The 26,151-nt window shown below is 68.7% G+C and carries 23 protein-coding genes and 1 riboswitch; of the genes, 13 read left to right on the top strand and 10 right to left on the bottom strand.

From position 1 onward, the window contains the following. Positions 1-56: 56 nt before the first annotated feature. On the top strand, positions 57-893 hold the full coding sequence (locus AU194_RS15795; protein ID WP_157576114.1) for an alpha/beta fold hydrolase: 837 nt from the start codon (positions 57-59) through the stop codon (positions 891-893). Here the strand turns inward: AU194_RS15795 and AU194_RS15790 are convergent. Then, on the bottom strand, positions 890-3,148 hold the full coding sequence (locus AU194_RS15790) for an NADP-dependent isocitrate dehydrogenase (RefSeq protein ID WP_059090180.1): 2,259 nt from the start codon (positions 3,146-3,148) through the stop codon (positions 890-892). The two genes, AU194_RS15795 and AU194_RS15790, sit on opposite strands and share 4 nt — an antisense overlap. A 141-nt stretch (positions 3,149-3,289) precedes the next feature. After that, positions 3,290-3,408: riboswitch (SAM riboswitch) on the top strand. A 42-nt stretch (positions 3,409-3,450) separates the two neighbouring features. Here AU194_RS15790 and AU194_RS15785 point away from each other — a divergent pair. The 3 genes from AU194_RS15785 to AU194_RS15775 are packed head-to-tail and all read left to right on the top strand — an operon-like array spanning position 3,451 to position 6,625. Then, positions 3,451-4,758 (top strand): bifunctional o-acetylhomoserine/o-acetylserine sulfhydrylase, encoded by a 1,308-nt coding sequence (locus AU194_RS15785; RefSeq protein WP_059090179.1) that lies wholly within the window; start codon positions 3,451-3,453, stop codon positions 4,756-4,758. A 17-nt stretch (positions 4,759-4,775) separates the two neighbouring features. After that, positions 4,776-5,897: a homoserine O-acetyltransferase gene (locus AU194_RS15780; RefSeq protein WP_059090178.1), complete on the top strand. Its 1,122-nt coding sequence runs from the start codon at positions 4,776-4,778 to the stop codon at positions 5,895-5,897. Beyond that, positions 5,894-6,625, top strand: coding sequence for a class I SAM-dependent methyltransferase (locus tag AU194_RS15775; protein ID WP_059090177.1), 732 nt, complete (start codon positions 5,894-5,896; stop codon positions 6,623-6,625). The genes AU194_RS15780 and AU194_RS15775 overlap by 4 nt, the downstream gene beginning before the upstream one ends. Before the next feature lie 70 nt (positions 6,626-6,695). On the opposite strand, the gene AU194_RS15770 is transcribed toward AU194_RS15775, so the two are convergent. The 3 genes from AU194_RS15770 to AU194_RS15760 all read right to left on the bottom strand — a co-directional run bounded on the left by AU194_RS15770 (position 6,696) and on the right by AU194_RS15760 (position 11,327). Further along, positions 6,696-9,935: an NAD-glutamate dehydrogenase domain-containing protein gene (locus AU194_RS15770; RefSeq protein WP_059090176.1), complete on the bottom strand. Its 3,240-nt coding sequence runs from the start codon at positions 9,933-9,935 to the stop codon at positions 6,696-6,698. A 241-nt stretch (positions 9,936-10,176) separates the two neighbouring features. After that, positions 10,177-10,470 (bottom strand): DUF3017 domain-containing protein, encoded by a 294-nt coding sequence (locus AU194_RS15765; RefSeq protein WP_059090175.1) that lies wholly within the window; start codon positions 10,468-10,470, stop codon positions 10,177-10,179. Further along, entirely contained in the window at positions 10,467-11,327 is an 861-nt protein-coding gene (locus AU194_RS15760; protein WP_197417633.1) for a bifunctional methylenetetrahydrofolate dehydrogenase/methenyltetrahydrofolate cyclohydrolase, read from the bottom strand. The genes AU194_RS15765 and AU194_RS15760 overlap by 4 nt, the downstream gene beginning before the upstream one ends. A gap of 39 nt (positions 11,328-11,366) precedes the next feature. Between AU194_RS15760 and AU194_RS15755 the strand changes: the two genes are divergently transcribed. The 6 genes from AU194_RS15755 (at position 11,367) to AU194_RS15730 (ending at position 19,044) form a co-directional block, all read left to right on the top strand. Next, positions 11,367-12,572, top strand: a complete 1,206-nt coding sequence (locus AU194_RS15755; RefSeq protein WP_059090174.1) for an NADH:flavin oxidoreductase — start codon at positions 11,367-11,369, stop codon at positions 12,570-12,572. A 4-nt stretch (positions 12,573-12,576) separates the two neighbouring features. Next, positions 12,577-13,467 carry a hypothetical protein gene (locus tag AU194_RS15750; RefSeq protein WP_059090173.1) on the top strand — a complete coding sequence of 297 codons (891 nt, stop codon included), beginning with the start codon at positions 12,577-12,579 and terminating at the stop codon, positions 13,465-13,467. A gap of 43 nt (positions 13,468-13,510) precedes the next feature. After that, positions 13,511-16,102 carry an FHA domain-containing protein gene (locus tag AU194_RS15745; RefSeq protein ID WP_059090172.1) on the top strand — a complete coding sequence of 864 codons (2,592 nt, stop codon included), beginning with the start codon at positions 13,511-13,513 and terminating at the stop codon, positions 16,100-16,102. 126 nt (positions 16,103-16,228) lie between these two features. Next, positions 16,229-17,185 (top strand): helix-turn-helix domain-containing protein, encoded by a 957-nt coding sequence (locus tag AU194_RS15740; protein WP_059090171.1) that lies wholly within the window; start codon positions 16,229-16,231, stop codon positions 17,183-17,185. 16 nt (positions 17,186-17,201) lie between these two features. Continuing rightward, a complete protein-coding gene (locus AU194_RS15735) occupies positions 17,202-17,843 on the top strand; it encodes a rhomboid-like protein (protein ID WP_059090170.1) in 642 nt (213 codons plus the stop codon). Continuing rightward, positions 17,830-19,044: a triacylglycerol lipase gene (locus AU194_RS15730; RefSeq protein ID WP_059090169.1), complete on the top strand. Its 1,215-nt coding sequence runs from the start codon at positions 17,830-17,832 to the stop codon at positions 19,042-19,044. Before AU194_RS15735 ends, AU194_RS15730 begins: the two co-directional genes overlap by 14 nt. Here AU194_RS15730 and AU194_RS15725 read toward each other — a convergent pair. The 6 genes from AU194_RS15725 to AU194_RS15700 form a co-directional block, all read right to left on the bottom strand. After that, positions 19,041-20,048: a hypothetical protein gene (locus AU194_RS15725; protein WP_059090168.1), complete on the bottom strand. Its 1,008-nt coding sequence runs from the start codon at positions 20,046-20,048 to the stop codon at positions 19,041-19,043. The two genes, AU194_RS15730 and AU194_RS15725, sit on opposite strands and share 4 nt — an antisense overlap. Before the next feature lie 9 nt (positions 20,049-20,057). After that, positions 20,058-21,377: a hypothetical protein gene (locus AU194_RS15720; RefSeq protein WP_059090167.1), complete on the bottom strand. Its 1,320-nt coding sequence runs from the start codon at positions 21,375-21,377 to the stop codon at positions 20,058-20,060. A gap of 10 nt (positions 21,378-21,387) precedes the next feature. Continuing rightward, complete coding sequence (locus tag AU194_RS15715) at positions 21,388-21,816, bottom strand: nuclear transport factor 2 family protein (protein ID WP_059090166.1); 429 nt, start codon at positions 21,814-21,816, stop codon at positions 21,388-21,390. Continuing rightward, entirely contained in the window at positions 21,813-22,373 is a 561-nt protein-coding gene (locus tag AU194_RS15710) for a hypothetical protein (RefSeq protein ID WP_059090165.1), read from the bottom strand. The genes AU194_RS15715 and AU194_RS15710 overlap by 4 nt, the downstream gene beginning before the upstream one ends. 127 nt (positions 22,374-22,500) lie before the next feature. Further along, entirely contained in the window at positions 22,501-23,319 is an 819-nt protein-coding gene (locus AU194_RS15705) for a transglutaminase family protein (protein ID WP_082698673.1), read from the bottom strand. 103 nt (positions 23,320-23,422) lie between these two features. Further along, complete coding sequence (locus AU194_RS15700) at positions 23,423-24,874, bottom strand: FAD-dependent oxidoreductase (RefSeq protein WP_059090164.1); 1,452 nt, start codon at positions 24,872-24,874, stop codon at positions 23,423-23,425. Positions 24,875-25,038: 164 nt separating this feature from the next. Here AU194_RS15700 and AU194_RS15695 point away from each other — a divergent pair, with 164 nt between their 5' ends. Genes AU194_RS15695 through AU194_RS15685 form a run of 3 tightly spaced genes read left to right on the top strand, consistent with a single transcriptional unit; the run spans position 25,039 to position 26,150 of the window. Beyond that, the gene (locus AU194_RS15695; RefSeq protein WP_059090163.1) at positions 25,039-25,404 is read left to right on the top strand and encodes a hypothetical protein; all 366 of its coding nucleotides are present in this window, start codon (positions 25,039-25,041) and stop codon (positions 25,402-25,404) included. Positions 25,405-25,430: 26 nt separating this feature from the next. Continuing rightward, positions 25,431-25,787: a heme-binding protein gene (locus tag AU194_RS15690; RefSeq protein ID WP_059090162.1), complete on the top strand. Its 357-nt coding sequence runs from the start codon at positions 25,431-25,433 to the stop codon at positions 25,785-25,787. Between the two features lie 9 nt (positions 25,788-25,796). Further along, positions 25,797-26,150 carry a hypothetical protein gene (locus tag AU194_RS15685; protein WP_059090161.1) on the top strand — a complete coding sequence of 118 codons (354 nt, stop codon included), beginning with the start codon at positions 25,797-25,799 and terminating at the stop codon, positions 26,148-26,150. Position 26,151 lies beyond the last annotated feature (1 nt).

Raw genomic sequence — 26,151 nt, 5'->3', positions numbered from 1 at the left:
CAGACCCTAACCCACCTCCTTGCGGTACCGGCGGTATCACCTTAATGTCGGGCGACATGACCGAACGCGCACCGATCCACGTCGGATCCGGCGAACCGATGTTGCTCCTGCACCCGTTCATGATGTCGCAGAGCGTGTGGAAGAACGTGGCGCCGGCAATCGCGGAGACCGGCCGCTACGAGGTGTACGCGCCCACGATGCCCGGCCACAACGGCGGCACCAAAGGCCCGTTCTTCCTGGACAGCGCCTCCCTCGCCGACGACGTGGAACGCCGGATGGACGCCCTGGGCTGGGAGACCGCCCACATCGTCGGCAACTCGCTGGGTGGCTGGGTGGCCTTCGAACTGGAACGGCGCGGACGCGCCCGCACGCTGACCGGGATCGCCCCGGCCGGCGGGTGGCGGCACTTCACCCCGGCCAAGTTCGAGATCGTCGGCAAGTTCCTCGGCGGCCTGCCGGTGTACGTGGTCACGCTGGTCTTCGGCCGCAAGGTCCTCAAGCTGCCGTTCACCCGCTGGCTGGCCCACCTGGCGATCAGCGCGAGGCCCGAGCGGCTGTCGGACGAGGATCTGGTCGACATCATCGACGACGTCTCGCACTGCCCCGCGTACTACCAGCTGCTGGTCAAATCGCTTACCCTGCCCGGGCTGCTCGAGATCGCCGACGCCGACGTGCCCACGCACCTGGTGATCTGCGAGAAGGACCGGGTGCTGCCGCATCCGCGGTTCACCCGGCACTTCACCGACCACCTGCCCGAGGACACCGAGATCACCCACCTCGACGACGTCGGGCACATCCCGATGTTCGAGGCGCCCGACCGCGTCGCGCGGCTGATCGTCGATTTCGTCGACCAGCACGCGACGCCGCCGCCGCACCAGGCGCTGGGCGGTTAGGCCTCTTCGGTGACCGGTGCGACGGTCGCCGCCTCCAGCGCCTCGTTGAGGGTCTTGCTCGGCCGCATCACCGCGGTGGTCTTCTCGCGGTCCGGGTAGTAGTAGCCGCCGATGTCGACGGTGTTGCCCTGCGCCTCGTTGAGCTCGGCGACGATGGTCTCCTCGTTGTCGGCGAGCGACTTGGCCAGCGGCCCGAAGTGGTCGGCGAGTTCCTTGTCCTCGGTCTGGTTCGCCAGCTCCTGGGCCCAGTACAGCGCGAGGTAGAACTGGCTGCCCCGGTTGTCGAGTTCGCCGGTCTTGCGCGACGGGCTCTTGTCGTTCTCCAGCAGCTTGCCGATCGCCGAGTCCAGCGTCTTGCCCAGCAGCGTGGCGCGCACGTTGTCGGTCTTGGACCCCATGTCCTCGAAACACGCACCGAGAGCGAGGAATTCGCCGAGCGAATCCCACCGCAGGTGGTTCTCCTCGACGAGCTGGTGGACGTGCTTGGGCGCCGACCCGCCCGCGCCGGTCTCGTAGAGCCCGCCGCCGGCCATCAGTGGCACGATCGAGAGCATCTTGGCGCTGGTGCCCAGCTCCAGGATCGGGAACAGGTCGGTGAGGTAGTCGCGCAGGATGTTGCCGGTCACCGCGATGGTGTCCTGACCGCGCGTCACGCGCTCGAGCGTGTACCGCATGGCCCACACCTGCGGCATGATCTGGATGTGAAGGCCCTCGGTGTCGTGGTCCTTCAGGTACTCCTTGACCTTCTTGCGCAGCTCGGCCTCGTGCGGACGTTCGGTGTCGAGCCAGAACACCGCGGTCATGCCCGATGCGCGCGCCCTGGTGACGGCCAGCTTCACCCAGTCCCGGATCGGGGCGTCCTTGACGATCGGCATGCGCCAGATGTCGCCCTCTTCGACGTTCTGGCTCAGCAGCACCTCGCCGGTGTCGATGTCGACGATGTCGGCAACCCCGGCCTCGGGGATCTCGAACGTCTTGTCGTGGCTGCCGTACTCCTCGGCTTTCTGCGCCATCAATCCGACGTTGGGGACGGTGCCCATCGTGGTCGGGTCGAACTGGCCGTTGGTCTTACACCAGTTGATCATCTCCTGGTAGATCCGGGAGAACGTCGACTCCGGGTTGACGGCCTTGGTGTCCTTGGTGCGGCCGTCGGCGCCGTACATCTTGCCGCCGAGGCGGATCATCGCGGGCATCGAGGCGTCGACGATGACGTCCGACGGGGAGTGGAAGTTGGTGATGCCGCGCGCCGAGTCGACCATGGCCAGTTCGGGCCGGTGCTCATGGCAGGCGTGGATGTCGTTGATGATCTCCTCGCGCGTCGACGCGGGCAGCTGCTCGATCTTGTCGTAGAGATCGCTCATCCCGTTGTTGACGTTGACGCCGAGCTCGTCGAACAGCTTCTGGTGCTTGGCGAACGCCTCTTTGTAGAACACCTTCACCGCGTGGCCGAACACGATCGGGTGGCTGACCTTCATCATGGTCGCCTTGACGTGCAGCGAGAACATCACGCCGGTCTCGTAGGCGTCCTGCATCTGCTCTTCGTAGAACTCGCACAGAGCCTTCTTGCTCATGTACATGCTGTCGATGATGTCGCCGGCGTCGAGCTTGACCTCGGGCTTGAGGACGATCTCCTCGCCACCCTTCGTGGTGAGCACCATCTTGACCTTGCGGTCCTTGTCGATGGTCATCGACTTCTCACCGTGGTAGAAGTCGCCGTGCTTCATGGTCGCGACGTGGGTGCGCGACGCCATCGACCACTCGCCCATGCTGTGCGGGTGCTTGCGGGCGTACTCCTTGACCGCCTTGGGGGCGCGCCGATCCGAGTTGCCCTCGCGCAGAACAGGGTTCACCGCGCTGCCGAGGCAGTTGGCGTAGCGGGCGCGGATCTCCTTCTCCTCGTCGGTCTTCGGATCACCCGGGAAGTCGGGCAGGTCGTAACCCTTGGCCTTGAGTTCCTTGATCGCGGCCAGCAGCTGCGGCACCGAGGCGCTGATGTTGGGCAGCTTGATGATGTTGGTGTCCGGGTCCTGGGTGAGCTTGCCGAGCTCGCCGAGGTTGTCCGGTACTCGCTGCTCGTCGGTCAGCCGCTCGGGGAATTCGGCGAGGATGCGGGCGGCGACGGAGATGTCACTGGTCTCGACGTTGATGCCCGCGGGCTCGGCGAACGTCCGCACGATCGGCAGGAAACCGTATGTCGCCAGCAACGGCGCCTCGTCGGTCAGCGTGTAGATGATGGTCGGCTGCTCGGCGCTCATGTGGTGTTCTCCCGGCGTCAGATCGAAGCTCCGCTTTGTCGGTTACGACGCTACCCGGCAGCGACCCGCCCGGTTACGCCTCCCTGCAGATCCGCCCGCGCTGGTGGCAGGTCCGCCGGACGGTGAGATAAGCTTCCTCACGGTCATGAGCGCCAGCGTCAAGCCCCGGCTTGCTGGCCGGCAACCCTCCAACCGCGGTGGGGTGCCCCGGGTGATGACCAGGTTGAGTAGCCATGACGGCTACGCGGCAAGCGCGGGTCCGCGCCGACGGACCCCCAGACACAGATGGAGGTCCGTTTCGCATGAGCACGCCAGAAGACCTGATCGCGAACTGGTCGTTCGAGACCAAGCAGGTCCACGCCGGCCAAACGCCTGACGCGGCGACCAACGCCCGCGCACTGCCGATCTACCAGACCACCTCCTACACCTTCCGCGACACCGACCACGCCGCGGCGCTGTTCGGGCTGGCCGAGACCGGCAACATCTACACGCGGATCATGAACCCGACCACCGACGTCGTCGAACAGCGCATCGCCGCGCTCGAAGGCGGTGTCGCGGCGCTGTTCCTGTCCTCCGGACAGGCGGCCGAGACCTTCGCGATCCTGAACCTGGCGAAGGCCGGGGACCACATCGTCTCGAGCCCGCGTCTCTACGGCGGCACGTACAACCTGTTCCACTACACGCTGCCGAAGCTGGGCATCGAGGTCAGCTTCGTCGAGAACCCCGACGACCTCGACAGCTGGCGGGCCGCGGTGCGCCCCACCACCAAGGCGTTCTTCGGGGAGACGATCTCCAACCCCCAGATCGACATCCTCGACATTCCTGCCGTCGCCGGCGTCGCCCACGACAACGGCGTCCCGCTGATCGTCGACAACACGATCGCGACCCCGTACCTGATCCAGCCGTTGAGCCACGGCGCCGACATCGTCGTGCACTCGGCCACCAAGTACCTCGGCGGGCACGGCAACGCGATCGCCGGCGTGATCGTCGACGGCGGCACCTTCGACTGGACCAACGGCCGCTTCCCCGGCTTCACCGATCCGGACCCGAGCTATCACGGGGTGGTGTTCGCCGAACTCGGCCCGCCGGCGTATGCGCTCAAGGCCCGCGTGCAGTTGCTGCGCGACCTCGGCTCGGCCGCCGCACCGTTCAACGCGTTCCTGATCGCCCAGGGGCTCGAGACGCTGAGCCTACGACTGGAACGCCACGTCGCCAACGCGCAGCGGGTCGCCGAATACCTGGCAGGCCACGACGACGTGCTTTCGGTCAACTACGCCGGGCTGCCCACCTCGCCGTGGTACGAGCTCGGAAAGAAGTTGGCGCCGAAGGGAACCGGTGCCGTGTTGGCGTTCGAGCTGGCCGGCGGCGTCGATGCGGGCAAGGCCTTCGTCAACGCGCTCACCCTGCACAGCCACGTCGCGAACATCGGTGACGTGCGCTCGCTGGTGATCCACCCGGCCTCCACCACGCACGCGCAGCTGAGCCCCGAGGAGCAGCTCGCCAGCGGGGTCACCCCCGGACTGGTGCGGCTCGCCGTCGGCATCGAGGGCATCGACGACATCCTCGCCGACCTCGAACAGGGTTTCGCGGCCGCCAAGGCGATCGCCTGAAACCGAAGAGACCGCAAGTGACAATTTCTGACGTGCCCATCACGACCTTGCCCGCAGAAGGCGAGCTCGGCGTCGTCGACATCGGCCCGCTGACCCTGGAGAGCGGCGTGGTGCTCGATGACGTGTCCATCGCCTTCCAGCGCTGGGGTGAGCTGTCGCCCGCCCGCGACAACGTGGTGATGGTGCTGCATGCGCTGACCGGCGACTCCCACATCACCGGCCCCGCCGGCCCCGACCACCCCACCCCCGGCTGGTGGGACGGCGTCGCCGGACCGGGCGCCCCGATCGACACCGACCGCTGGTGTGCGGTGTCGACGAACGTCCTCGGCGGCTGCCGCGGTTCGACAGGACCGTCGTCGATCGCCCCTGACGGCAGGCCCTGGGGCTCCCGCTTCCCCACCGTGACGATCCGCGACCAGGTGGCCGCCGACCTCGCCGCACTGGAGGCGCTCGGCGTCACCCAGGTCGCGGCCGTGGTGGGCGGTTCGATGGGCGGCGCCCGTGCGCTCGAGTGGATCGTCGGGCATCCCGACACCGTCCGCTCCGCGCTGATCCTGGCCGTCGGCGCCCGCGCGACCGCCGACCAGATCGGCACGCAGAGCACCCAGGTCGCCGCGATCAAGGCCGATCCGGACTGGTGCGGCGGCGACTACCACGACACCGGGCGCACACCGTCGACCGGACTGGCGATCGCCCGCCGCTTCGCCCACCTGACCTACCGGGGCGAACTCGAATTGGACAACCGGTTCGGCAACGACGCCCAGGGCGACGAGAACCCGACGACCGGCGGCCGGTACGCGGTGCAGAGCTACCTGGAGTACCAGGGCGACAAGCTCGTCGAGCGGTTCGACGCGGGCACCTACGTCACGCTGACCGATGCGCTGTCGAGTCACGACGTCGGCCGCGCTCGCGGCGGAGTGCGGGCCGCACTGGCGGGCTGCCGGGTGCCCGCGCTGGTCGGCGGCGTCACCTCCGACCGGCTCTATCCGTTGCGGCTGCAGGAGGAGCTGGCCGAGATGCTGCCCGGCTGCGCGGGTCTGGAGGTCGTCGACTCGATCTACGGCCACGACGGCTTCCTGGTCGAGACCGAGGCCGTCGGCAAGCTGATCCGGCGCACCCTGGAGTTGGCGGCGCGATGACCCAGGAGTCGACCGACCCGTCGCTGTCCTTCGGCGCCCAGGCCGCGGCGTACGAGCGGGGCCGGCCGTCGTATCCGCCCGAAGCCATCGACTGGCTGCTGCCCGGCGGCGCCCACACCGTGCTCGACCTCGGTGCGGGTACCGGCAAGCTCACCACGCGGCTGGTCGAACGCGGCCTCGACGTCATCGCCGTCGACCCGATCCCCGAGATGCTCGAGGTGCTGACGGGGTCGCTGCCCGACACCCCGGCGCTGCTCGGCACGGCCGAGGAGATCCCGTTGGACGACGACAGCGTCGACGCGGTGCTCGTCGCGCAGGCCTGGCACTGGTTCGACCCCGAACGCGCCATCAAGGAGGTGTCCCGGGTGCTGCGGCCCGGCGGGCGGCTCGGGCTGGTGTGGAACACCCGCGACGAACGCATGGGCTGGGTCAAGGATCTGGGCCGCATCATCGGCCACGAGAACGATCCGTTCACCGATCGGGTGTCGCTGCCGAAGCCGTTCACCGGCATCGAACGCCACCACGTCGAGTGGACGAATTACCTGACACCGCAGGCACTCATCGATCTGGTGGCCTCTCGCAGCTACTGCATCACCTCCCCCGCCGATGTGCAGACCCGCACGCTGGACCGGGTCCGCGAACTGCTCGCGACCCATCCGGCGCTGGTGAACGCGACGGGGCTGGCGTTGCCGTACGTCACGGTGTGCATCCGGGCCACGCTGTCCTGATCCTTCGCCGAGCGCACGGTTGTTGCCGGACCCTCTCGGGCGATGCGTACGACAACCGTGCGCTGGGCGGTCAGGCCTGGGTGGTGGTGAGCCGGCGCAGCTGCGCCGAGGCCACCGACACCGCCGCGAGGTCGGGTTCGGCGATGCCGCGGAACTCCTCCATCGTGCGCCGGGCGCGTTCCAGTCGCGGCCGGTTGTAGGCCTCGAACTCCTCGACCACGCTGACGTCGTCGGTGACCGGATACACACGACGGCTCACGTCGAGGGTGAGACCCCGCAGTGAGCGGTACAGGTCCTCCCGCAATGCCAGCCGGGCGAGTGAGTGCCAGCGGCCTGCGCGCGGCAGCGACGACACCGCGAGCAGCAGCGTGTCCACCCCGAGGTGGTCGGACAGCTCGAAATAGATGTGCGCGAGTTTCGTGGCGTCCTCGTCGTGCAGGTGGGCCAGGTCGACGATGTCGAGAAGGCTGAACGCGTACAGGGATTCGCTGATGGTCCCCGCGATCGCCGACGGCACACCCTGCTCGACCATCTCCTCGCGCGCCCGCGTGACCGCGGCCAGTTCGTTGCCGCGCAGCATCGCCCCGAGCTTGCCGCGCAGGGTCGCGACGTGGTGGGTGAACCGGGTTGTCTCGCAGTCGATCTGCAACGGTGCGGGCCGGTTGAGCAGGAACCAGCGCGCCGCCCGGTCGAGGAGTCTGCGGCCCTCGATGATCAGTGCATTGGTCAGCGCGGGCGGGAGGCCGGCGGCGTAGACGTCGGCCCACAGCGCGTCGAGGTCGAACACCTCGGACACCACCGCGTGTGCCCGCACGATGTCGCCCGTCGTCGCGCCCGTCTCCTCGGCGAGCCGGAACGCGAAGGTCAGCCCGGAGGTGGCGAGCATGTGGTTGACGATCGCGGTGGCCACGATCTCCCGGCGCAGCGGATGGTCGGGCAGCCGGTCGCCGAGCCGCCGCCGCATGGTGGCCGGGAAGTAGCGACGCAGCATGTCGCCGAAATGCGGGTCGTCCAGCTCGTCGTGGGCGAGCAGATCGGCCTTGAGGTCGAGTTTGACGTGGGCCATCAGCGTCGCCAGCTGCGGTCGCGTCAGACCCTCCCCCGCCTTGGCGAGTTCGGCGAATTCTCGTGCGCTGGGCATGATCTCGCGTTCGCGGTGCAGGCCGCGCCGCCGCTCCAGGTCGGTGGTCATCCTGGCGTGCACGCTGACCATCTGGGCGGCGTTGGACTGTGCGTCGCCGAGCAGCCGGTTGTGGGCGCGGTTGTTGTCCAGCACGAGGGCGGCGACCTCGTCGGTCATTTCCGCGAGCAGCCCGTTGCGGGCGCTGCGGGGCAGCAGGTCCGCGCCCACCGCGGCGTCGAGCATGATCTTGATGTTGACCTCGTGGTCGGAGCAGTCGACGCCGGCCGCGTTGTCGATCGCGTCGGTGTTCACGCATCCGCCGCGGCGGGCGAATTCGACGCGGCCCCGTGGCGACACCCCGAGGTTGCCGCCTTCGACGATCACCCGCGCGCGCACCTGGTCGGCGTCGACGCGCAGGCTGTCGTTGACCTTGTCGGCGACGTCGGAGTGCTGTTCGTCGGAGGCCTTGACGTAGGTGCCGACGCCGCCGTTGAAGAGCAGATCGACCGGGGCCCGCAGGATGTGGCTGATGAGTTCGTTGGGGGTCAGCGTGGCCGACGCGTCCGCGATGCCCAGTGCGGTGCGCATCTGCGCCGAGACCGGGATGGTCTTGGCGGTGCGCGGCCACACCCCGCCGCCGGCGCTGATCAGCGCGCGGTCGTAGTCGTCCCAGGAAGAGCGGGGCAGGTCGAACAGCCGCTGCCGCTCGCGGTGGGCGCGGTCGCCGGCAGGGTCGGGGTCGACGAAGATGTGCCGGTGGTCGAACGCGGCGACCAGACGGATGCCGCGGCGCAGCAGCATGCCGTTGCCGAACACGTCGCCGCTCATGTCGCCGATGCCGACCACCCGGTATTCGCCCTCGTCGGGGTCGATGCCCAGCGTCGCGAGGTGACTGTCGCCGCTGACCCACGCGCCGCGCGCGGTGATGCCCATCGCCTTGTGGTCGTAGCCCGCGGATCCGCCGGAGGCGAAGGCGTCGCCGAGCCAGTAGCCACGCTGGGTGGCGACGGCGTTGGCGGTGTCGGAGAACGTCGCGGTGCCCTTGTCGGCGGCGACGACGAGGTATGGGTCGGCGTCGTCGTGGCACACCACACCGCTGTGCGGGGGCGTGGTCCCGGGGGCGGCGCTGTCGACGACGTCGAGCAGCGCCGAGATGAACTGCCGGTAGCAGCGCAGGCCCCGGCTGCGCGCGGCGGCCGGGTCGGTGCCCGGGGTCGGCCGCACGACGAACACACCCTTCGCGCCGACGGGCACGATCACCGCGTTCTTCACCGCTTGGGCCTTGACCAGGCCGAGCACCTCGGTGCGGTAGTCGTCGTGACGGTCGGACCAGCGCAGCCCGCCGCGCGCCACCAGACCGAAGCGCAGGTGAACGCCCTCGAAGTCCGGGGCGTAGACGAAGATCTCCGACAGCGGCCGCGGCTGGGGCAACTCGTCGATGTCCTGGGCGCGCAGCTTGTGGACCAGATACGGCGCCGCGGCGCTCAACGCCTCGGGTGCGAACGCGTTCGTGCGGTCCGTCGCCTCGATGAGGTTGCGGTAGGCACGCAGGATTCGGTCGGCGTCGATGTGTACGACGCGGTCGATCTGCGCGGCCAATTCCTCTGCGGCGTCTGCCATCTCGGCCTGGCGCTGCGGACTGTGCGCTGAGCGGTCGCCGCCGCCGAAACGCGCCTCGAACAACGCGACGGCCGCCTGCGCGGCGGCCGGATGTTCGAGCAGCACGCTCTGGATGCGGCCCTGCCCGTACGGCATCGGCGACTGGCGCAGGTAGCGGCTGTAGCTGCGCAGTACGCACACCTGCCGCCATGTCAGGCCGGCCGCGGGCACCAGGGTGTTGAAGTTGTCGGCCTCGGCGCGGCCGGTCCAGATCGCGTGGAAGGTCTCGCGGATGCGCTGGTCGGTCTCGCGCCAGTCCCTGGCGAACCCGGCGGCGGCCTCGCGGCCGGTCTGCAGCACGAGATCGTAGACGTGGACCGGGGTTCCGTCGGGGCGGGTGGTTGACGTGGTGTGTTCGTGCAGGACTTCGAGGTCCATGCTCTGCAGCGCCGGAAGCATGCGCCGCAGCGGTACGGGCCGCGCGGCGGCGAGGACGAACCGCAGACGGGCGTCGTCTTCGGTGCGGGCCAGTTCCACGGCGATGTCGTCGCCGCTCAATGCGTCGATACGGGCGGAGTGCACGTCCACGGAAGCCCCTGTCGGTCAAAAGATCTCGGTCGTGGCGATACGCCACGAGGATCTGACCTCGGTGGCAGCGCCGCCATCCGTTGATGAGTCTGGCCTGTGTTGCGTGCGAGCCGCAGTGACATTCAGTCACGAGTCGGTGCGGACTGCTTACAGTGTGTAACGCCCGCCGAACGTGAGCCTGTGCACGAGTTTCGCGCGATTTCTCGCGCGCGGGCTCACGCTCGGCGAAGGGAAGAAGGGGCTAGCTGGTGCCGAGCGGGTCGATCGTCCACGCGACGTAGAGCATCGTCGCGCTGACCGTGGCGGTCGTGACGACGTCGACCATCCTGCTGCGCACCACCAGCAACCCGGCCCGCTCGTCGGGCAGCGAGATGCGCAGCGCCGCAGCAACACCCACACCCACGGCGAGGACCAGCGCACCACGCCGCCAGTAGCCGGCGATCACCAGACCGAACGCGGCGACGACTATCAGGCCGACCACGAGGATCGGCCACTGTCCCGCGAAGACCTTGCGGGCGAACTCCTTGACGGTCACCCGCGCGCGAGGACCTCGGCGCGCTCGACGACGTTCGTCAGCAGGAACGCGCGCGTCAGCGGGCCGACGCCGCCGGGGTTGGGCGACACGTGGCCCGCGACATCCCACACATCGGGGGCGACGTCGCCGACGAGCTTGCCGTTGTCGTCGCGGCTGACCCCGACGTCGATCACCGCCGCACCCGGCTTCACCATCTCCGCGGTCACCATGTGCGGCACCCCCGCCGCGGCGACGATGATGTCGGCCTCGAGGGTGAACTGCGGCAGGTGTCGGGTCGCGGTGTGGCACAACGTGACCGTGGCGTTCTCCGACCGGCGGGTCAGCAGCAGTCCGAGCGGACGGCCGACCGTCACGCCGCGACCGATCACCACCACGTGCGCCCCGGCTATCTCCACCTCGTAGCGCCGCAGCAGATGCACGATCCCGCGCGGGGTGCACGGCAGCGGCGCGGGTTCGTTGAGCACGAGCCGGCCCAGGTTCGTCGGATGCAGGCCGTCGGCGTCCTTACCCGGGTCGATGCGTTCGAGGGCGGCGTTCTCGTCCAACTGACCCCGAGGCAGCGGGAGCTGCACGATGTAGCCGGTGCACTCCGGGTTGGCGTTGAGCTCGTCGATCGTCGCATCGAGTTCGGCCTGGCTGATGTCGGCGGGCAGGTCGCGGCGGATCGAGTTGATCCCGACCTTCGCGCAGTCGGAGTGCTTCCCGCGGACATAGGCGTGCGAACCCGGATCGTCACCGACGAGCACCGTCCCCAGCCCCGGGGTGCGGCCCTGCGCGGTCAGCGCGGCCACCCGTTCCTTGAGGTCGACGAAGATCTCGTCGCGCGTGGCTTTACCGTCCAGCGTTATCGCACCCACGTCAGTCAGTTTGTCACGTCGGTGTGGCAGGCTTCGGGTATGAACACCCCGCCCGATGTGTTCACCCCGGCCAAGCTGGGCCCGGTGACGCTGCGCAACCGCATCATCAAGGCCGCGACGTTCGAGGCGGCGACGCCGAACGCGCTGGTCACCGATGATCTGATCCACTATCACCGGCTGCCCGCGGCCGGCGGCGTGGGCATGACCACGGTCGCCTACTGCGCGGTGGCGCCCGGCGGCCGCACCGACGGCTGGCAGATCTGGATGCGTCCGGAGGCGGTGCCCGGACTGCGCCGCCTGACCGAGGCCGTGCACTCCGAGGGCGCGGCGATCAGCGCGCAGATCGGCCATGCCGGCCCGGTCGCCAACGCCCGCACGAACAAGGCGAAGGCGCTGGCGCCGGTGCGGTTCTTCAACCCGCTGTCGATGCGGTTCGCCAAGAAGGCCACCCGCGAGGACATCGCCGACGTGACCGCGGCGCACGCCAACGCCGCCCGCCTGGCGATCGAGTCCGGTTTCGACGCCGTCGAGATCCACCTCGGCCACAACTACCTCGCCAGTTCGTTTCTGTCGCCACTGATCAACAAGCGCAAGGACGAGTTCGGTGGGTCGCTGGAGAACCGCGCCAAGGTCGCGCGCGGCGTGGTGCAGGCCGTCCGCGAGGCGGTCGGGAACCAGATCGCGGTGACCGCGAAACTCAACATGACCGACGGCATCCGCGCGGGCATCCCGCTCGAGGAGTCGCTGCAGACCGCCAAGTGGCTCGAGGAGGACGGCGGGCTGGACGCCCTGGAGCTCACCGCCGGCAGCTCCCTGGTCAACCCGCTCTACCTGTTCCACGGCGACGCCCCGGTCAAGGAGTTCGCGGGCGCGTTCAAACCGCCGCTGAGCTGGGGCATCCGCATGACCGGTAAGAAGTTCTTCCGCGAATACCCCTACCGCGAGGCGTTCCTGCTCGACAAGGCCCGGCTGTTCCGCGCCGAACTGACGATGCCGCTGATCCTGCTCGGGGGCATCACCAACCGCGAGACCATGGACCTCGCGATGGCCGAGGGGTTCGAGTTCGTCGCGATGGGTCGCGCCCTGCTCGCCGAACCCGATCTGCTGCAACGCATTCAGGCCGAGGATGTGCGCGGGTCGGTCCGCTCGGCGTGTACCCACTGCAACAAGTGCATGGCCACGATCTACAGCCACACCTACTGCGTGGTGACCGGCGCCCCGGATTCGCTGCCCGTACTGGGGTGAGGCCGTGGAGGCGACCAACGACGCGATGGTCACCTACCGCTACGTGCGAGTCGGGCTGGTCGCGCTGGTCGTCTTCCTGGCCGTATCCGTCGGCCTGACCTGGCAGCAGACCTGTCTGCAGAGTTCGATCAGCGCGTTCTTCTACACCCGCAGCCACGCGGTGTTCGTCGCCGCGCTGTGCGCCGCCGGGATCTGCCTGATCGCCTATCAGGGCAGCCGGCTCGGTGAGGACGCGCTGCTGAACTTCTCGGGCTTCCTCGCGTTCGTCGTCGCGTTGATCCCCACCGACGCCGACGGCCTGTGCCAGCCCTGGTTGCCGACCGAGGCCGACCCGTACGGCGCGGTCGCCAACAACATCACCGCCCTGTTCGTCGCCGCGCTCGCGGGCTGCGCACTCTATGTGGCCCTGCAGAAGTGGCGTCCGCGGCAGCACCCGCCCACCGCCGAACCCGACCACTGCGCCTCGCTGTGGAAACGCATCGCCGGGGTGCTGCTGCGCATCGAACCGTGGCTGCCCAAGGCGCTGTTCGCGCTCGTCGTGGCCGGGGCGCTGCTGTCGTTCTGGGACTGGTTCCTGGACCGCGCACACGTCATCGCCGCAGTCGCCTTCTTCCTCGGCATCGTGTTGGTGGCGGTCTATCACGCCTGCTACGCGCGCGCCGCCGATCGCACCCGCCTGGCCCGGTTCTACGCCGCGATCGCCGCGGTGATGCTGGCGACGGTGGTGCTCGCGGTCGTCTTCCTGCTCGCCGACGTGCGGTTCGGCGTCTTCGTCGTCGAGGCGGCGCTGATCGCCGAGTTCGCGGTGTTCTGGGGTGTGCAGACGTGGGACGTGTGGGATCCCGATGACCGCTACCCCGACGCCGCGGTGCCGAGCCTCGCCGACGCGAGGTGATGATCAGCCGGAATCTCCTGGCCTACCTATAGAGTTGGTCCCGATGAGCCGACCGTCCCCACCTGCGCTGACCGTTCGGTACGAAGGATCCACCCGCAGTTTCGCCCCCGGCAACGACGTTGTCATCGGGCGCGATCTGCGGGCCGACGTCCGTATCGCCCACCCCCTGATCTCACGCGCGCACCTGGTGCTGCGCTTCGACCAAGGCCGCTGGGTGGCGATCGACAACGGCAGCCTCAACGGCATGTTCGCCAACGGCCGCCGCGTCCCCGCGGTGGACATCCGCGACGGGCAGACCCTCAACATCGGCAACCCCGACGGCCCGCAGCTGATCTTCGAGGTCGGCCGCCATCAGGGTTCGGCGGGGCGGCCGCCGCAGACCACCGCGGTCCCCGTCGCACGCGCGGCGACCGGCGGCTGGACCCCGAGCGCGCCGCCGGCGTCCCGGCCGCAGCCGCGTTACCCCACCGGGGCGCAGCCGCCGGTGTATCCGTCCGGGCCGCAGGCGCACCACGCGCCGCCACCTCCCCCGCCGGCGCGGCCACACACCGCAGGCCACGCCATGTCCGTGCCGCCGCTGTCGGAGCAGGCCGCGCTCGAGCCGGTGACCCGGATGGGGCCGACGGCGGCGCCGCGGTCCGCCGACGCGGGGAACCTCGCGACGAGCATGCTGCGCATCCTGCGCCCTGGCCGGGCCCCGGAGGCGCCGGCCGGAGCGATCAAGATCGGTCGCGCGAGCGACAACGACATCGTCATCCCCGACGTGCTGGCCTCCCGCCACCACGCCTCACTGGTCCCCGCGGCCGGCGGCACCGAGATCGTCGACGCCCGCAGCATCAACGGCACGTTCGTCAACGGCGCCCGAGTCGAATCGGCACTGCTGCGTGAGGGCGACACCGTCACGATCGGCAACGTCGACCTGGTGTTCTCGGGCGGCACGCTGGTGCGGCGCACCGAGACCGCAGCAGCGACGGCCACCGGCGGCCTCGACGTCCGCGCCATCACATGGACGATCGAGAACAACAAGACCCTGCTCGACAACATCTCGTTGACCGCGCGCCCCGGAACGCTGACCGCGGTGATCGGGCCGTCCGGTGCGGGCAAGTCGACGTTCGCGCGGCTGGTCGCCGGCTACACCCATCCGACCGCGGGCTCGGTGGCGTTCGAGGGCCACAACATCCACTCCGAGTACGCCTCGCTGCGCTCCCGGATCGGGATGGTCCCGCAGGACGACGTGGTGCACGGACAGCTGACCGTCAAACAGGCGCTGATGTACGCCGCCGAACTGCGGCTGCCCCCGGACACCACGAAGGCCGACCGCGAGCAGGTCGTCATGCAGGTCCTCGAGGAACTCGAGATGACCAAACACCTCGAGACCCGCGTCGACAAACTGTCCGGTGGCCAGCGCAAACGCGCATCGGTCGCGCTGGAGCTGCTGACCGGCCCGTCGCTGCTGATCCTCGACGAGCCCACCTCGGGTCTGGACCCGGCGCTGGACCGGCAGGTCATGACGATGCTGCGCCAGCTCGCCGACGCCGGCCGCGTCGTGCTGGTGGTGACGCACTCGCTGACCTATCTCGACGTGTGCGATCAGGTGCTGCTGCTGGCCCCCGGCGGCAAGACCGCGTTCTGCGGGCCGCCCAGCGAGATCGGCCGGGCGATGGGCACCACGAACTGGGCCGACATCTTCAGCTCGGTGGCCAGCGACCCCGAGGCCGCCAATCAGCGGTTCCTCGCACTCAACGGGCCCCCGCCCACGGATCAGCAAGCTTCCGACGACGAACCAAGCGATCTCGGCGCACCGTCGAAGACGAGTCTGCGCCGGCAGTTCTCGACCATCGCGCGGCGCCAGATGCGGCTGATCATCTCCGACCGCGGCTACTTCGTGTTCCTGGCGCTGCTGCCGTTCATCATGGGCGTGCTGTCGCTGTCGGTGCCCGGCACCGTCGGCTTCGGGATCCCGGACCCGATGGGCGACGCACCCAACGAACCCGGTCAGATCCTGGTGCTGCTCAACGTCGGTGCGATCTTCATGGGCACCGCGCTGACGGTGCGCGACCTGATCGGCGAACGGGCGATCTTCCGGCGCGAGCAGGCCGTTGGTCTGTCGACGACGGCGTACCTGTTCGCGAAGGTCTGCATCTACGCGGTGTTCGCGATTCTGCAGTCCTCGATCGTCACCGCGATCACGATCGCCGGTAAGGGTGCCCCCACCCAGGGCGCGTTGACGTTCCTCAGCCCGACGGCGGAGTTGTTCGTGGTCATGGGTGCGACGACGGTGACCGCCGCGATGGTCGGTTTGGCGCTGTCGGCGCTGGCGAAGTCCAACGAGCAGATCATGCCGCTGCTGGTGGTGGCGGTGATGAGCCAGTTGGTGTTCTCCGGCGGCATGATCCCGGTCACCGATCGGCTCGTGCTCGACCAGCTGTCCTGGTTCACCCCGGCGCGGTGGGGCTTCGCCGCCTCGGCGTCGACGATCGATCTGATCAAGCTGGTCCCGGGTCCGCTGACCCCCAAGGACTCGCACTGGGAGCACACCGGCTCGGCCTGGTGGTTCGACATGGCGATGCTCGGCGCGCTGTGCGCCGGGTATCTGAGCTTCGTTCGCTGGAAGATCCGGCTCAAAACCGGTTAGTTTCAGTTTCAACAAGGTTCGGCAAATATTCGCGTCCGCGTCATTAGTGAGGTTATGGTGGTCCCTGTGCGCGGCCGACCCGCCGTGGTCGGTCGCCGTCGAAAGGCGCGTGAGAAGGGGGGCCCGGTGAACGCACCAGCGGCACCCCCTGTCCGCCGGGAGTCGTGGGCCACTCCTGATCTCGGCGAGGCCTTCGACCTGCTGCGAACCGAATACGGCGCCAGCCTGCGGATGAGGGAATCCCGCACAAAGGCCCGCGCGTTGAGCGTGGACCGGCGTCAGACGTCGGCGTTCGAATGCCATGACGTGCGGCTGCCCGCCCAGCTGCAGTTCGACGTCGAGGACTACGGCGCCGTGGTCATCGCCGAGCTGCAGGCCGGCACGGTCACCGCCAACAGCGATGCCCACGGGGTGTCCTACCGGCGCGGTGACGTGTTCATGTCCAACTTCCCCGGCGCGCATTACCGCTGCCACTGTGACCACGCGTTATCCCACACGGTGACCATCCCGGTGCGGGTGCTGGCGCAGTCGGCCGGTGTCGCACCGTCGTCGCTGCGGTTCATGTCCGGCAACCCCGTCAGCACCGCGGCCGCCGAATTGTGGGTCAACACCCTCACGTCCGTCGAGCGGCTGCTCGCCGACCCGGTGACGGCGAACCCGATCGTGCTCGGCAAGGCCGCCCGCATGCTGGCGACGCGGGTGCTCGAGATCTTCCCGATGACCCGCACTCCCGGCACCGAACACCCCGGCCGGCTGGTGCCCAACTTCCTGCGCCGCGCGATCGGCTACATGGAGGAGAACGCCGACGGCGACATCGGCGTCGCCGACATCGCCGCGGCGGTCGAGCTCACCCCCGACGGTGTGACCTATCTGTTCCGTCGGCACCTCGGGGTGGCCCCGCTCGAGCACCTGCGGCGCATCCGACTGGACCGCGCCCACCGCGAACTGCTCGACCAGGCCCCCGAATCGACGACGGTGTTCGCGATCGCGGCGCGCTGGGGTTTCGTCGACCTGGCGGCCTTCGAGGAGCAGTACTACGGCTCCTATGGTCAGAGCCCGCAGGTCACGCTGCAAGCCGGCTGACCGGTAGATTCACGAGGTGACACGCGCGCTGCACCTGGTTCGACGCTGCCTGGCCGGCGCTCCGGCGACGTTCGTCTGGCTGGCCGTCCTGGCCGCCACCACCTGGATTCAGCGTGAAGCGGGGCGGGAGCGCGCACAGCTGCTGCGCAGCCAGTCCACCAACCTCAACCATCTGTCGGAGGAACCGACGCGGGTGCTGGCGGCAAGCCTGTTCTGGCTCGACGGCAGCAGGTGGTGGCCGTACGTGCCTGCGTTCGTCACCGTGCTCGCCCCGGCCGAACGGCGGCTCGGCACCACGCGGTGGCTGCTGGTCGGCACCGCCGCGCACGTCACCGGCACCTATCTCGGTCAGGGGTATCTGCGCAGGTCGATCCGAGCCGAACAGGCCCCGCCGAAGCTGGCCGATGCCCGCGACGTGGGGGTCAGCTACTTCCTGCTCGGCGTTGCGGGGACGCTGTCGGCGTACCTGCCCCGCCGCTACCGCGGAGTCCTGCGCGCGGCGGGTGCCGCGGCGCTGACCGCCAACGTGATCGCGCGGCCGACGTTCACCGAGGTCGGCCACCTCAGCGCCTACGTGACCGGGCTGGCGCTGACCCCGATCGCTCCGGGACGTGACCGGCGGCCGTATCCGGGTACACAGGGGTATGCGCGCCACTGAGGTCAGGGCTCTCGGCGAGGTCGCCGGTGAGGGTGTCACGGTTCTGCACGGCGTCGTCCGCGGGATGCACAAGGGCATCGCTAGCCGGGTGTTCGCGTCGGTCGGCCCGGCAGCACGGCCGGTCCAGGTGATCCACGACGCCATCGCCGAGACCGTCTACACCGCTGTCGGCGCAGCGGGACAGCGCATCCCCGAGGCGATCGGCGCATTGGCGGCCAACCGGTTCGACGACGACATGCCCGTCGACCGGCTCCCCCGCGCCGCGGAGGCGATCGCTGCGCTCAACGGCATCTACGGCGATGAACTCGCCGACCGCGGCAACGCGTTGGCCACCACCATGGCGGTGCGCCTCAACGGCCACGCGGTCGATCTCGCGCCCGCGCCGCTGGCCCGGGCGTTCCCCGAGGCGACGAACCGCATCGTGGTGTTCGTGCACGGGCTGTGCCAGACCGAGTCGTCATGGCGCCGCCCGCCGCGGATCGCCACCCCCGACCCGCGGCCCTACGGCGAGCGGCTGCGCGACGATCTCGGCTTCACCCCCGTCGACGTCCGGTACAACACCGGGCTGCACATCTCGACCAACGGGCACGCGCTCGACGAACTGCTCGTCGCGCTGACCGAGGCGTGGCCGGTGCCGGTGTCCGACATCGCGCTCGTCGGGCATTCGATGGGTGGGCTGGTGGTGCGCAGCGCCTGCCACTACGGCGCCGAGAACGGCGACGACTGGACCCGACGGGTCCGGCAGGTCGTCTGTCTCGGCTCGCCGCACCTGGGCGCCGATCTGGAGAAGAGCGTCAACGCCGCGTCGTGGGCGTTGGCGAAGTTGCGCGAAACCCGTTCACTTGCACAGTTTCTCAACCTCCGTAGCGACGGGATCAAGGATCTGAGGTTCGGCGCGTTACTCGACGACGATTGGGGCGCGGCCGATCCCGACGAATTCCTGCGCGACCGGTGCGCCGAGGTGCCGTTCCTGCCCGATGCGTCGTACCACTTCGTGGCGACGTCGGCGGCGCCCCGGCCGGTCGGCATGGTGTTCGGCGATCACCTGGTGCGGCCGGCGAGCGCATCCGGGCGGGGCCGCCACCGCCGGATCCCGTTCGAACCAGACAACGGTCTGGTGATGACCGGGCTGCACCACTTCGACCTGCTCAACCATCCCGACATCTACGACCGGTTGGTGCACTGGCTGCACGTCAGCTAGGTCATAGTGGCGAGGTTGTGCCAAAGGTGTCGCAGACTGTCGGTGCCGCCGAACAGCGTGGTGAAGTGGGTGGAGTCGATCAACACGATGTGACCCGCCCGCGCTCCGGTCGGCGGCATCCAGATCAGCGCGTTGAACTCGGTGTTCCCAGCCGCGGTGAACGGGTGCGGACGGTCGGGGTCGACGCGCTGACGGCCCAGCACCCGCAGCTCGTCGCTCTCCGGCGCGGTCAGTTCGTAGTGCGGCAGGTGCGGGTGGAAGTTCAAGGTTGCGACGTCAGTCAGCAGTCCGGTGGTGTCGAGGTCACGAGAACCGTTGAGTGGCGCGATGTCCCGGGTGCCCGGCACTACAGCCGGGCGCAGGCCCCAGACGTTGCGCACCGGCACCCCGAGCGCCGCCATCAGTGACCGGGTGTACTGGCCGAAGCGCTGCTGACGCGGCACGAGCCGGTCACCGTGGTGTTCGTACTCCATCTGCCGTTGGCCGTAGTCCTCGGTGAACCCGACGTCATGGTGCGGGGCGAGGAGCAGGCAGGTGCCCTCGCGCTCCAGCCAGCGGGTCAACGCGGCAATCTCGTCCGCACCGGCGTGCTGGTCGGACAGCAAGTGGTCGAGTCCGAACACCATGAGGGTGTCGGCGTCGGCGAGGATGCGCTCGTCGATGGGCAGGAAGTAGCCGGCCTGGTCGACCCGTTGGAACACCGCGACGGGATGGCCGGTGGCGGCTTCGGCGACCTGTTGGAAGGCCAGCGCGGATCGGTGGAAGAGTTCGAGGGTGCCCGCGATGCCCTGCAGGAACATCGCGGCGTCGTATTCGGGGGTCTCGTAGGCCGGCCACAACACGTTGCGCACCTCGGTCATGGTCGAGAACCGGTTCTCCATGGCCGCCGGATCGCGTTGCGCCTCCCAGGGATAGCTCCACGTCCAGTAGATGCTGATTCGCCGCTTCCCGTCGTGCGCCCGGGCGGCGTGATTCTGGTTGTAAGTGCGTGCCGGTGGTCTCATGGTCGTCTCTCAGGCGCTCAGGTTTGCGAGGTGGCGCAACCCGCCGATGCCGGGTAGGAAGAAGTAGCCGCCCCCGGTCAGCGTGGTGAAGGCGGGCAGACCCTTGTGCACCGTGCGGATGGGCCGCTTCGGAACGGTGAACTCCAGTGTGCCGTCTTGCGTTCCGCAGATCGGGTCGTGTTCGTTCCCGAGCTCGTGGAACGTCTTGTCGTTAATCCATACGTTCTGAGCGAACTCGAACTGCCGGACCAGGTCGGCGCAGATGATGAACGCCGCGATGCCCCGATCGACGCCGTCGTCGGGCGCCCCCTCCGGCAGCGCGGGCCCATAGGTGGCGCCCCGCCGGATCATCCGCCGCCGGTTCATGTAATGCGCGGTGTCGCGCGGATTGAGCCTGCGCGCGTGCGCCCCGAGCGGACAGGCGTAGCCGAACGGATCCATCTTCTGATAGTCGAAATCGTTGTTGCGCTGTGGGTCCGCTCCCAGGTCCGGATCGTCCGCTTTGGGTGCGAGCACCAAAGGTGCGCCGCTGCGCCAGCGGCCCATGAACTTCGCGGCGAGCAGTTCCTGCCCCTCCGGAGTGTCCGCATGTTCGCGCAGGTAGTCGCGGAACACGGCCACGTGTTCGCGCAGCCGCCGGTAGGCCAGATAACTTCCGTTGCGGGACAATGCATCCGGCTGGGGAAGATCCCTGACGGGTCCGTTCTCGTCGGGGTAGCCGAGGATGAACTCCCCTGGCTCCAGCGGCGCACCGGAGCCCGGCGTCGGCTCCTCTCCGGATCCCTTCATCACCGGTTGCGACAGCCGGTCACGAAAGCCGAAGTGGTCGTGCGCGTAGTTGAACGGTGGGGTGGCGTTGAGGTCGAGGTGCGAGATGGACCGCACCCCCGGCGTGCGTGCGAGCAGCTTGTCGTGTTCGCCGACGCAGCGCCGGTACTCGGCGTCGTCGCGGGCGAACAGAATCGCGATGGCGTGCAGGTCCGGGGTCGCCAGGCCATCGGTCCAGTGTTCCGGTGCGCTCTCGCCGGTGTCGCCGAGGATGTCGGCGCGCGCGGCCATCCCCTCGCGGAAGGCGTCGGGGAACGTGGCCAGCGATTCGTCGGACACGCCGAGCGCGCGCAGGCCGGTCCAGGTGAACGCCAGCGTGACCCAACGCTTCGAACGATCCATGGTCTCGCGCGCCTGCGCGGCGGACTGCGTCGTGTCGATCAGCTCGGACAACCACGCCCGGCCCGCGGAGGGCTCGTCGAAGGTCAGGAACTCATAACGTCCGGTCAGCGCGGGCGTTCGGGTCAGCAGGATGTGCTGGATGTCGTCGAGTTCGAGCACGTGGCGTCCTTCACGTCACTGCGGGTTCGGCCGGCGCGCCCTTGGTCCATGCCCAGCCCGCGATGAGCCATGACGGACCACGGCGGTGCAACGCGAAGGTCAGCGAGGCGCCGGTCTGCACCATGCGGCGGCCGCGCAGGTCGAACGACATGGTCGCCGGGAGCACGACGTAGGCGTCGTCCCCGGTGACAGCATTGTGGGCGGGCGCGGCCAGTTCAACGAAATATCCTGTTGCGCCGAGATGTTCGCTCTCGGCCATGACGTCGGAGTACCAGTCGCGCGGTGCCGTGGCACCCTGCCACAGGTGGGGTGCCATCCCGTCGAGGATGCTGCCCGAATCGGTGAAGCAGGCGGCCATCGCGTCGACGTCCCCGCCGTTGAACGCTGCGACGTACCGGCGGGCGACGTCGACCGGTTCGTCTGCGACGGTGGTGTTCATTGCATCTGGTCGAGCATGGTGGAGAAGGCCGCCTTGAGCCGGAGCGCCTTCTTGATCTCGTCCGCGGTGACGAACGGGTACTCGCCGTACTCGAGGAAGCTCGGATAGTGGTGTTCGCGAACGAACTTCACGAAGGCCTCCGGGTTCTCCTTCCAGTCCTCCGGGAAACCCTCGAGATTGGTGAACACCGTGGTGATCCCGGTCTGGCTGAACAGCTGGACGGCGTCCTCGGTGTACTTGTCGAAGTCGGTGTCGAAAATCCCCTGGTACTGGAAGTGCAACCCGGACCCGACGTCGAAGAGCACCCAGCGCAGATAGTGCAGGCGCAACGGAGCCAGGACGTCTGGACTGCCCGCGACGGCCTCCTCGATCTGCTTACCGTAGGCGCGGACGGCCTCCTCGCGGCCCTCCTTGACCTTCGCGATGATCGAGAATCCGTAGCAGGCCGGTGTGCGGGGGAAGACCGGACCGTAGCGTCCGCGCTCGAGCTCGAGATACCCCTCGCGAGGAATCGCCATCGCGGCGGGATGTGCCCAATCTTGATCGGTTGCCGACATTCTCGGCTCCTCTGCTCGCACCCGATGGCCGGACAGTAACACCGCCGCAGCGGCGCCGACGCGGAACGAGCCCGCGGGACCGAGAAGCCTCCGATGTCTTGCTCATCGCAAGCACCGGGCGAACGTGTCAGCGCAGCGTGACCAGCTCGCTGACCGAATCCCGCGGCAGATCGCCGTCGACGATCGCGGTGACGGTCATGTTCTTCAGCGTGATCGCGCCGTCGTGGTTGTCCAGGAACGCCGTGTCAGCGGCGTCGCGACCGGTCGCGATGCGCACCAGCGACTGACGCGGCGCCAGACACGTCGCATCGACCACCCGCCACCGCCCGTCGACGAACGCCTCTGCCACGGCGTGGAAGTCCATCGGGCTGCAGCCGGGCGCGTAGACCGACACCAGCCGGGCCGGGACGTTGACCGCCCGCAGCAGCGCGATCACGAGGTGGGCGTAGTCGCGGCACACCCCCGCGCCGGCCAGCAGCGTGTCGGCGGCGCCGTCGATCGGGTCGCTCGAGCCGGGGACGTAGTCCAGCCGCGACCCCACCCACGATGACACCCGCTCCAGCAACGCCGCCGGGTCGTCGATGTCACCGAATTCCGTTGCGGCGAAACCGAAGAACTTGTCCGCTTCGGCGTATCGACTGGGCCGCAGGTAGGTCGACAGGTCGATCTCGCGGACCTCGGGCGGCTCGGCGAAGCCGGTGATGGTCGCGGAGTAGGACGCGGTCACCATTCCGGTGGCGGCGTCGAACTTGTGGATGCGGGTGCCGTGCTCACCGATCAACTCCGTCGCCTCGACCGGAGTACCGTCGTGGGCGAAGGACAGCGTCTCGGTGATCTCGGCGCCGGGCTGCGCGGCCAACGCGATCTGGAACTCCAGGGTGGTGGGCGCGGTGACCTCGATCTCGAGCTCGGCGCCGACGGTGCGGCTCATGGTGTCGCGGGACATCGGCACAGTCTTGTCGGGATCGCCGGTCACCGCAGCACGAGCCCGCCGAATTACACATGTGTCCGCCGTGGCGGTATTTGATCGAAACCGTGTTCGACCAGCGCTACGTGACTACAGCGTGATCCAACGGGCCGCATCGGATGTCGAACCGCTCCCGTACGGCGTCCAACGCCTGGCGCTGGTGCTCGCGCTCTCGCCGATGGGTCACCATGAACCGGGCCGTGTTCATCATCCGGCGCGGCAGCGGATACCAGCGGTCGAAGTCGAGGCCGCACTCGGCGAACACCTTCGTCGGCAGCGCGTCGGCCATGAGCCCGATGTTGTACTGCGCAAGGGTCAGCAACGCGTAGGGGAACACCGTCCGCGACTTGGGCTGCAGCGCCTGGACGTCGAGTTCGTAGAGCGGGGTCTCCGGCAGCCGTCCCGACAGCAGCATGTGTGTCATGAAGTAGCCCATGTACGAGCTCAGATGCAGTGTCGCCGAACGGACCTGGATCGACACCACCGAACCGCCCGCCGACATGTACGGTTCGTAGGGATCCTCCCGATGAGTGACGTACCCCGTACAGTTCACGATCCAGCTCCCGGGCGTGACCGGCAGCCGGGCACCGCTGCGCAGCACCATCTCCGCGCCGCCGTCACGGTCGACCACGTCGGCGAAGTAGTCCATGTGCACAGAGTGCAAACCCCTTGTGATGGTGTGGCATTCGTCGTCGGACAGCACGCCCAGGACGAAGTTGTTGGTGTCGGGGGTGAGCCAGGTGCCCCACCGGTCGCGGTGCCACCGCCACACGTCGTCCTCGTTCGTCCCGTCGAACCGGCGGGACGTCTCCGTCGCGAAGCTGGTGACCGGAGTGCCTCCGAACCAGCGACGGGCGCCGCCGGGGAAGAACTTGTCGCGGCAATTGAAGAACGTGCCGCCGCCCGCGACGAGGTTCACCTCGCGCCCGGGGCGATGCGTGATCAGGGCGTGCGCGGTGTCCATCGCGGTCTTCCCACCGCCGATCACCCACACGGGGCTGTCGCTGTTCCCGATGTCACCGGCGCGCACATCGCAGTGATCCGGTGACACCGAGCGCACACGCTCGCTCGAGGTGGGCAGTGGATCGTTGGGGGTGATGCGGAACCCGTAGGCCTTCACGAGCTTGCCTGCATCGATCTCGAGCGCCTCCCCCGCTGCCGACCGGCATTTCACCGACACCCGGCCGCCGACTTCCTGGTCGCCCGTCATCTCCCACCCGAAGTACTCGTCGACCTTCACCCGGGTACGGATCTCGTCGAGGCAGTACTGCAGGTGGTCGAGCACCTCGTCCTTCGTCGCGAGGTAGGACCGTTCCCGGCCCAGCGTCCACGCGATGTCGCCCGCGGTGAACATCCCATGCGGTTGATGCAGGCGCACATAGGGATACGTGTCGACCCACATACCGCCGACGCGGGATCTGCGGTCGACGAGGATGATGCGCTGATCGGGTCCGAGATGCCGGCTCGCCGCGAACAGGGCGTTGAGACCCGCGATACCGGCGCCGACGATGCACAGATCGCAGCTCTCGGTCATGGCCACCTCCTCGACCGCCCCAGTATTCGCTGGTGAAGCACGAGATGACCAGGGACCGTTGCGGACGCAAGTAGTGGCGTTCCGGACCGCAAGATTCGCCGCCATCGAATCCACGCGGACGTAAGCTGCCGACAGTAGGGCGTCTTCAATGGAGAGGACCGGCCATGCGAATTCTGCGACGCTGTGCGGCTACTGGTGCCGGGGTGGTGACCATCCTGTCGGCAAGTCTTGTGGCGGGACCCCCGTCCGCCTCCGCCGACTGCACCGAGACCGACGGAATCACGATGTGTCAGAACGTGATCCGCACCGCTGACACCGGTCCCGTCGAACAGGAGCTGTGGTACCCGTACCCGTGTGAGGACGACTACCTCTGCAATGACGGGGTCTCGGTGGTCTTCGACTACGACAACGACAACGACAACGTCCGGCCGCCCGACTCCGGCGACCGGCCCGACAGACCGGACTTCGGCCGGCCCGGCCGCCCGGGCAACCGCCCCGGTGGTGGCGGCGGAATCGGAGGCGGGCGATGAGACCCGGCCCCTATGAAAGGAGTGACATGACAAGGACACTCCGCGCCTTCGGCGGTTCGATCGCCGTCGGTGCCGCGATGTGCGCAGCGCTCGTTGGGGGTGGCGCCACCGCTGCGGCACAACCCCCGCCTCCCCCACCGCCACCGAACTGCACGGCAGCGGATCTGTCGGGGGTCTCCTCCGGCGTCACCGCGGCCACATCGGCCTATCTGTTCACCCATCCGGACGTCAACGCGTTCTTCACGAGCCTCAAGGGGCTACCGAAGGAAGAGGTGCGGGTGCGCGTCGCCGAATACGCCACCGCGAACCCTCAGGTGAAGACGGACCTCCAAGGCATCCGGCAGCCGATGGTCGATTTCCGTAATCGTTGCGACGCAAACTGATCGCCGAACATGCGCTCGTCGCAGCGCTGGCTGGCCGCAGCGTCCGCCGGCACCCTCCTCCCACTGGCCGCGCTGACATCTACCCCACCGGCGGCGGCGGATTGCACGAACGCCAACGGAGTGACCGTGTGCGCGCAGGGTGACGTTCGCGGCTCGAACACCGGCGGGGGCGCGGGCGGCACCACGGGTACGTACTACCCCTACCCGTGCGAGTACGACTATTACTGCGACGACTGGGGCGTCGACATTCTTCTCGACGTCGACGCCCCCGATTTCGACGTCGGCCGCCCCGGTAATCCAGGCGCAAGGCCCGACAACAACCTTCCGGGTGGCGGGCGGCGTGGTGGGGGCGGACGCCGGTGAT

The organism is Mycobacterium sp. GA-2829 (assembly GCF_001499965.1).
Taxonomy (GTDB): domain Bacteria; phylum Actinomycetota; class Actinomycetes; order Mycobacteriales; family Mycobacteriaceae; genus Mycobacterium.
Note: the sequence above shows the minus strand (reverse complement) of the source record. Positions and strands in the feature narration are given on the sequence as shown.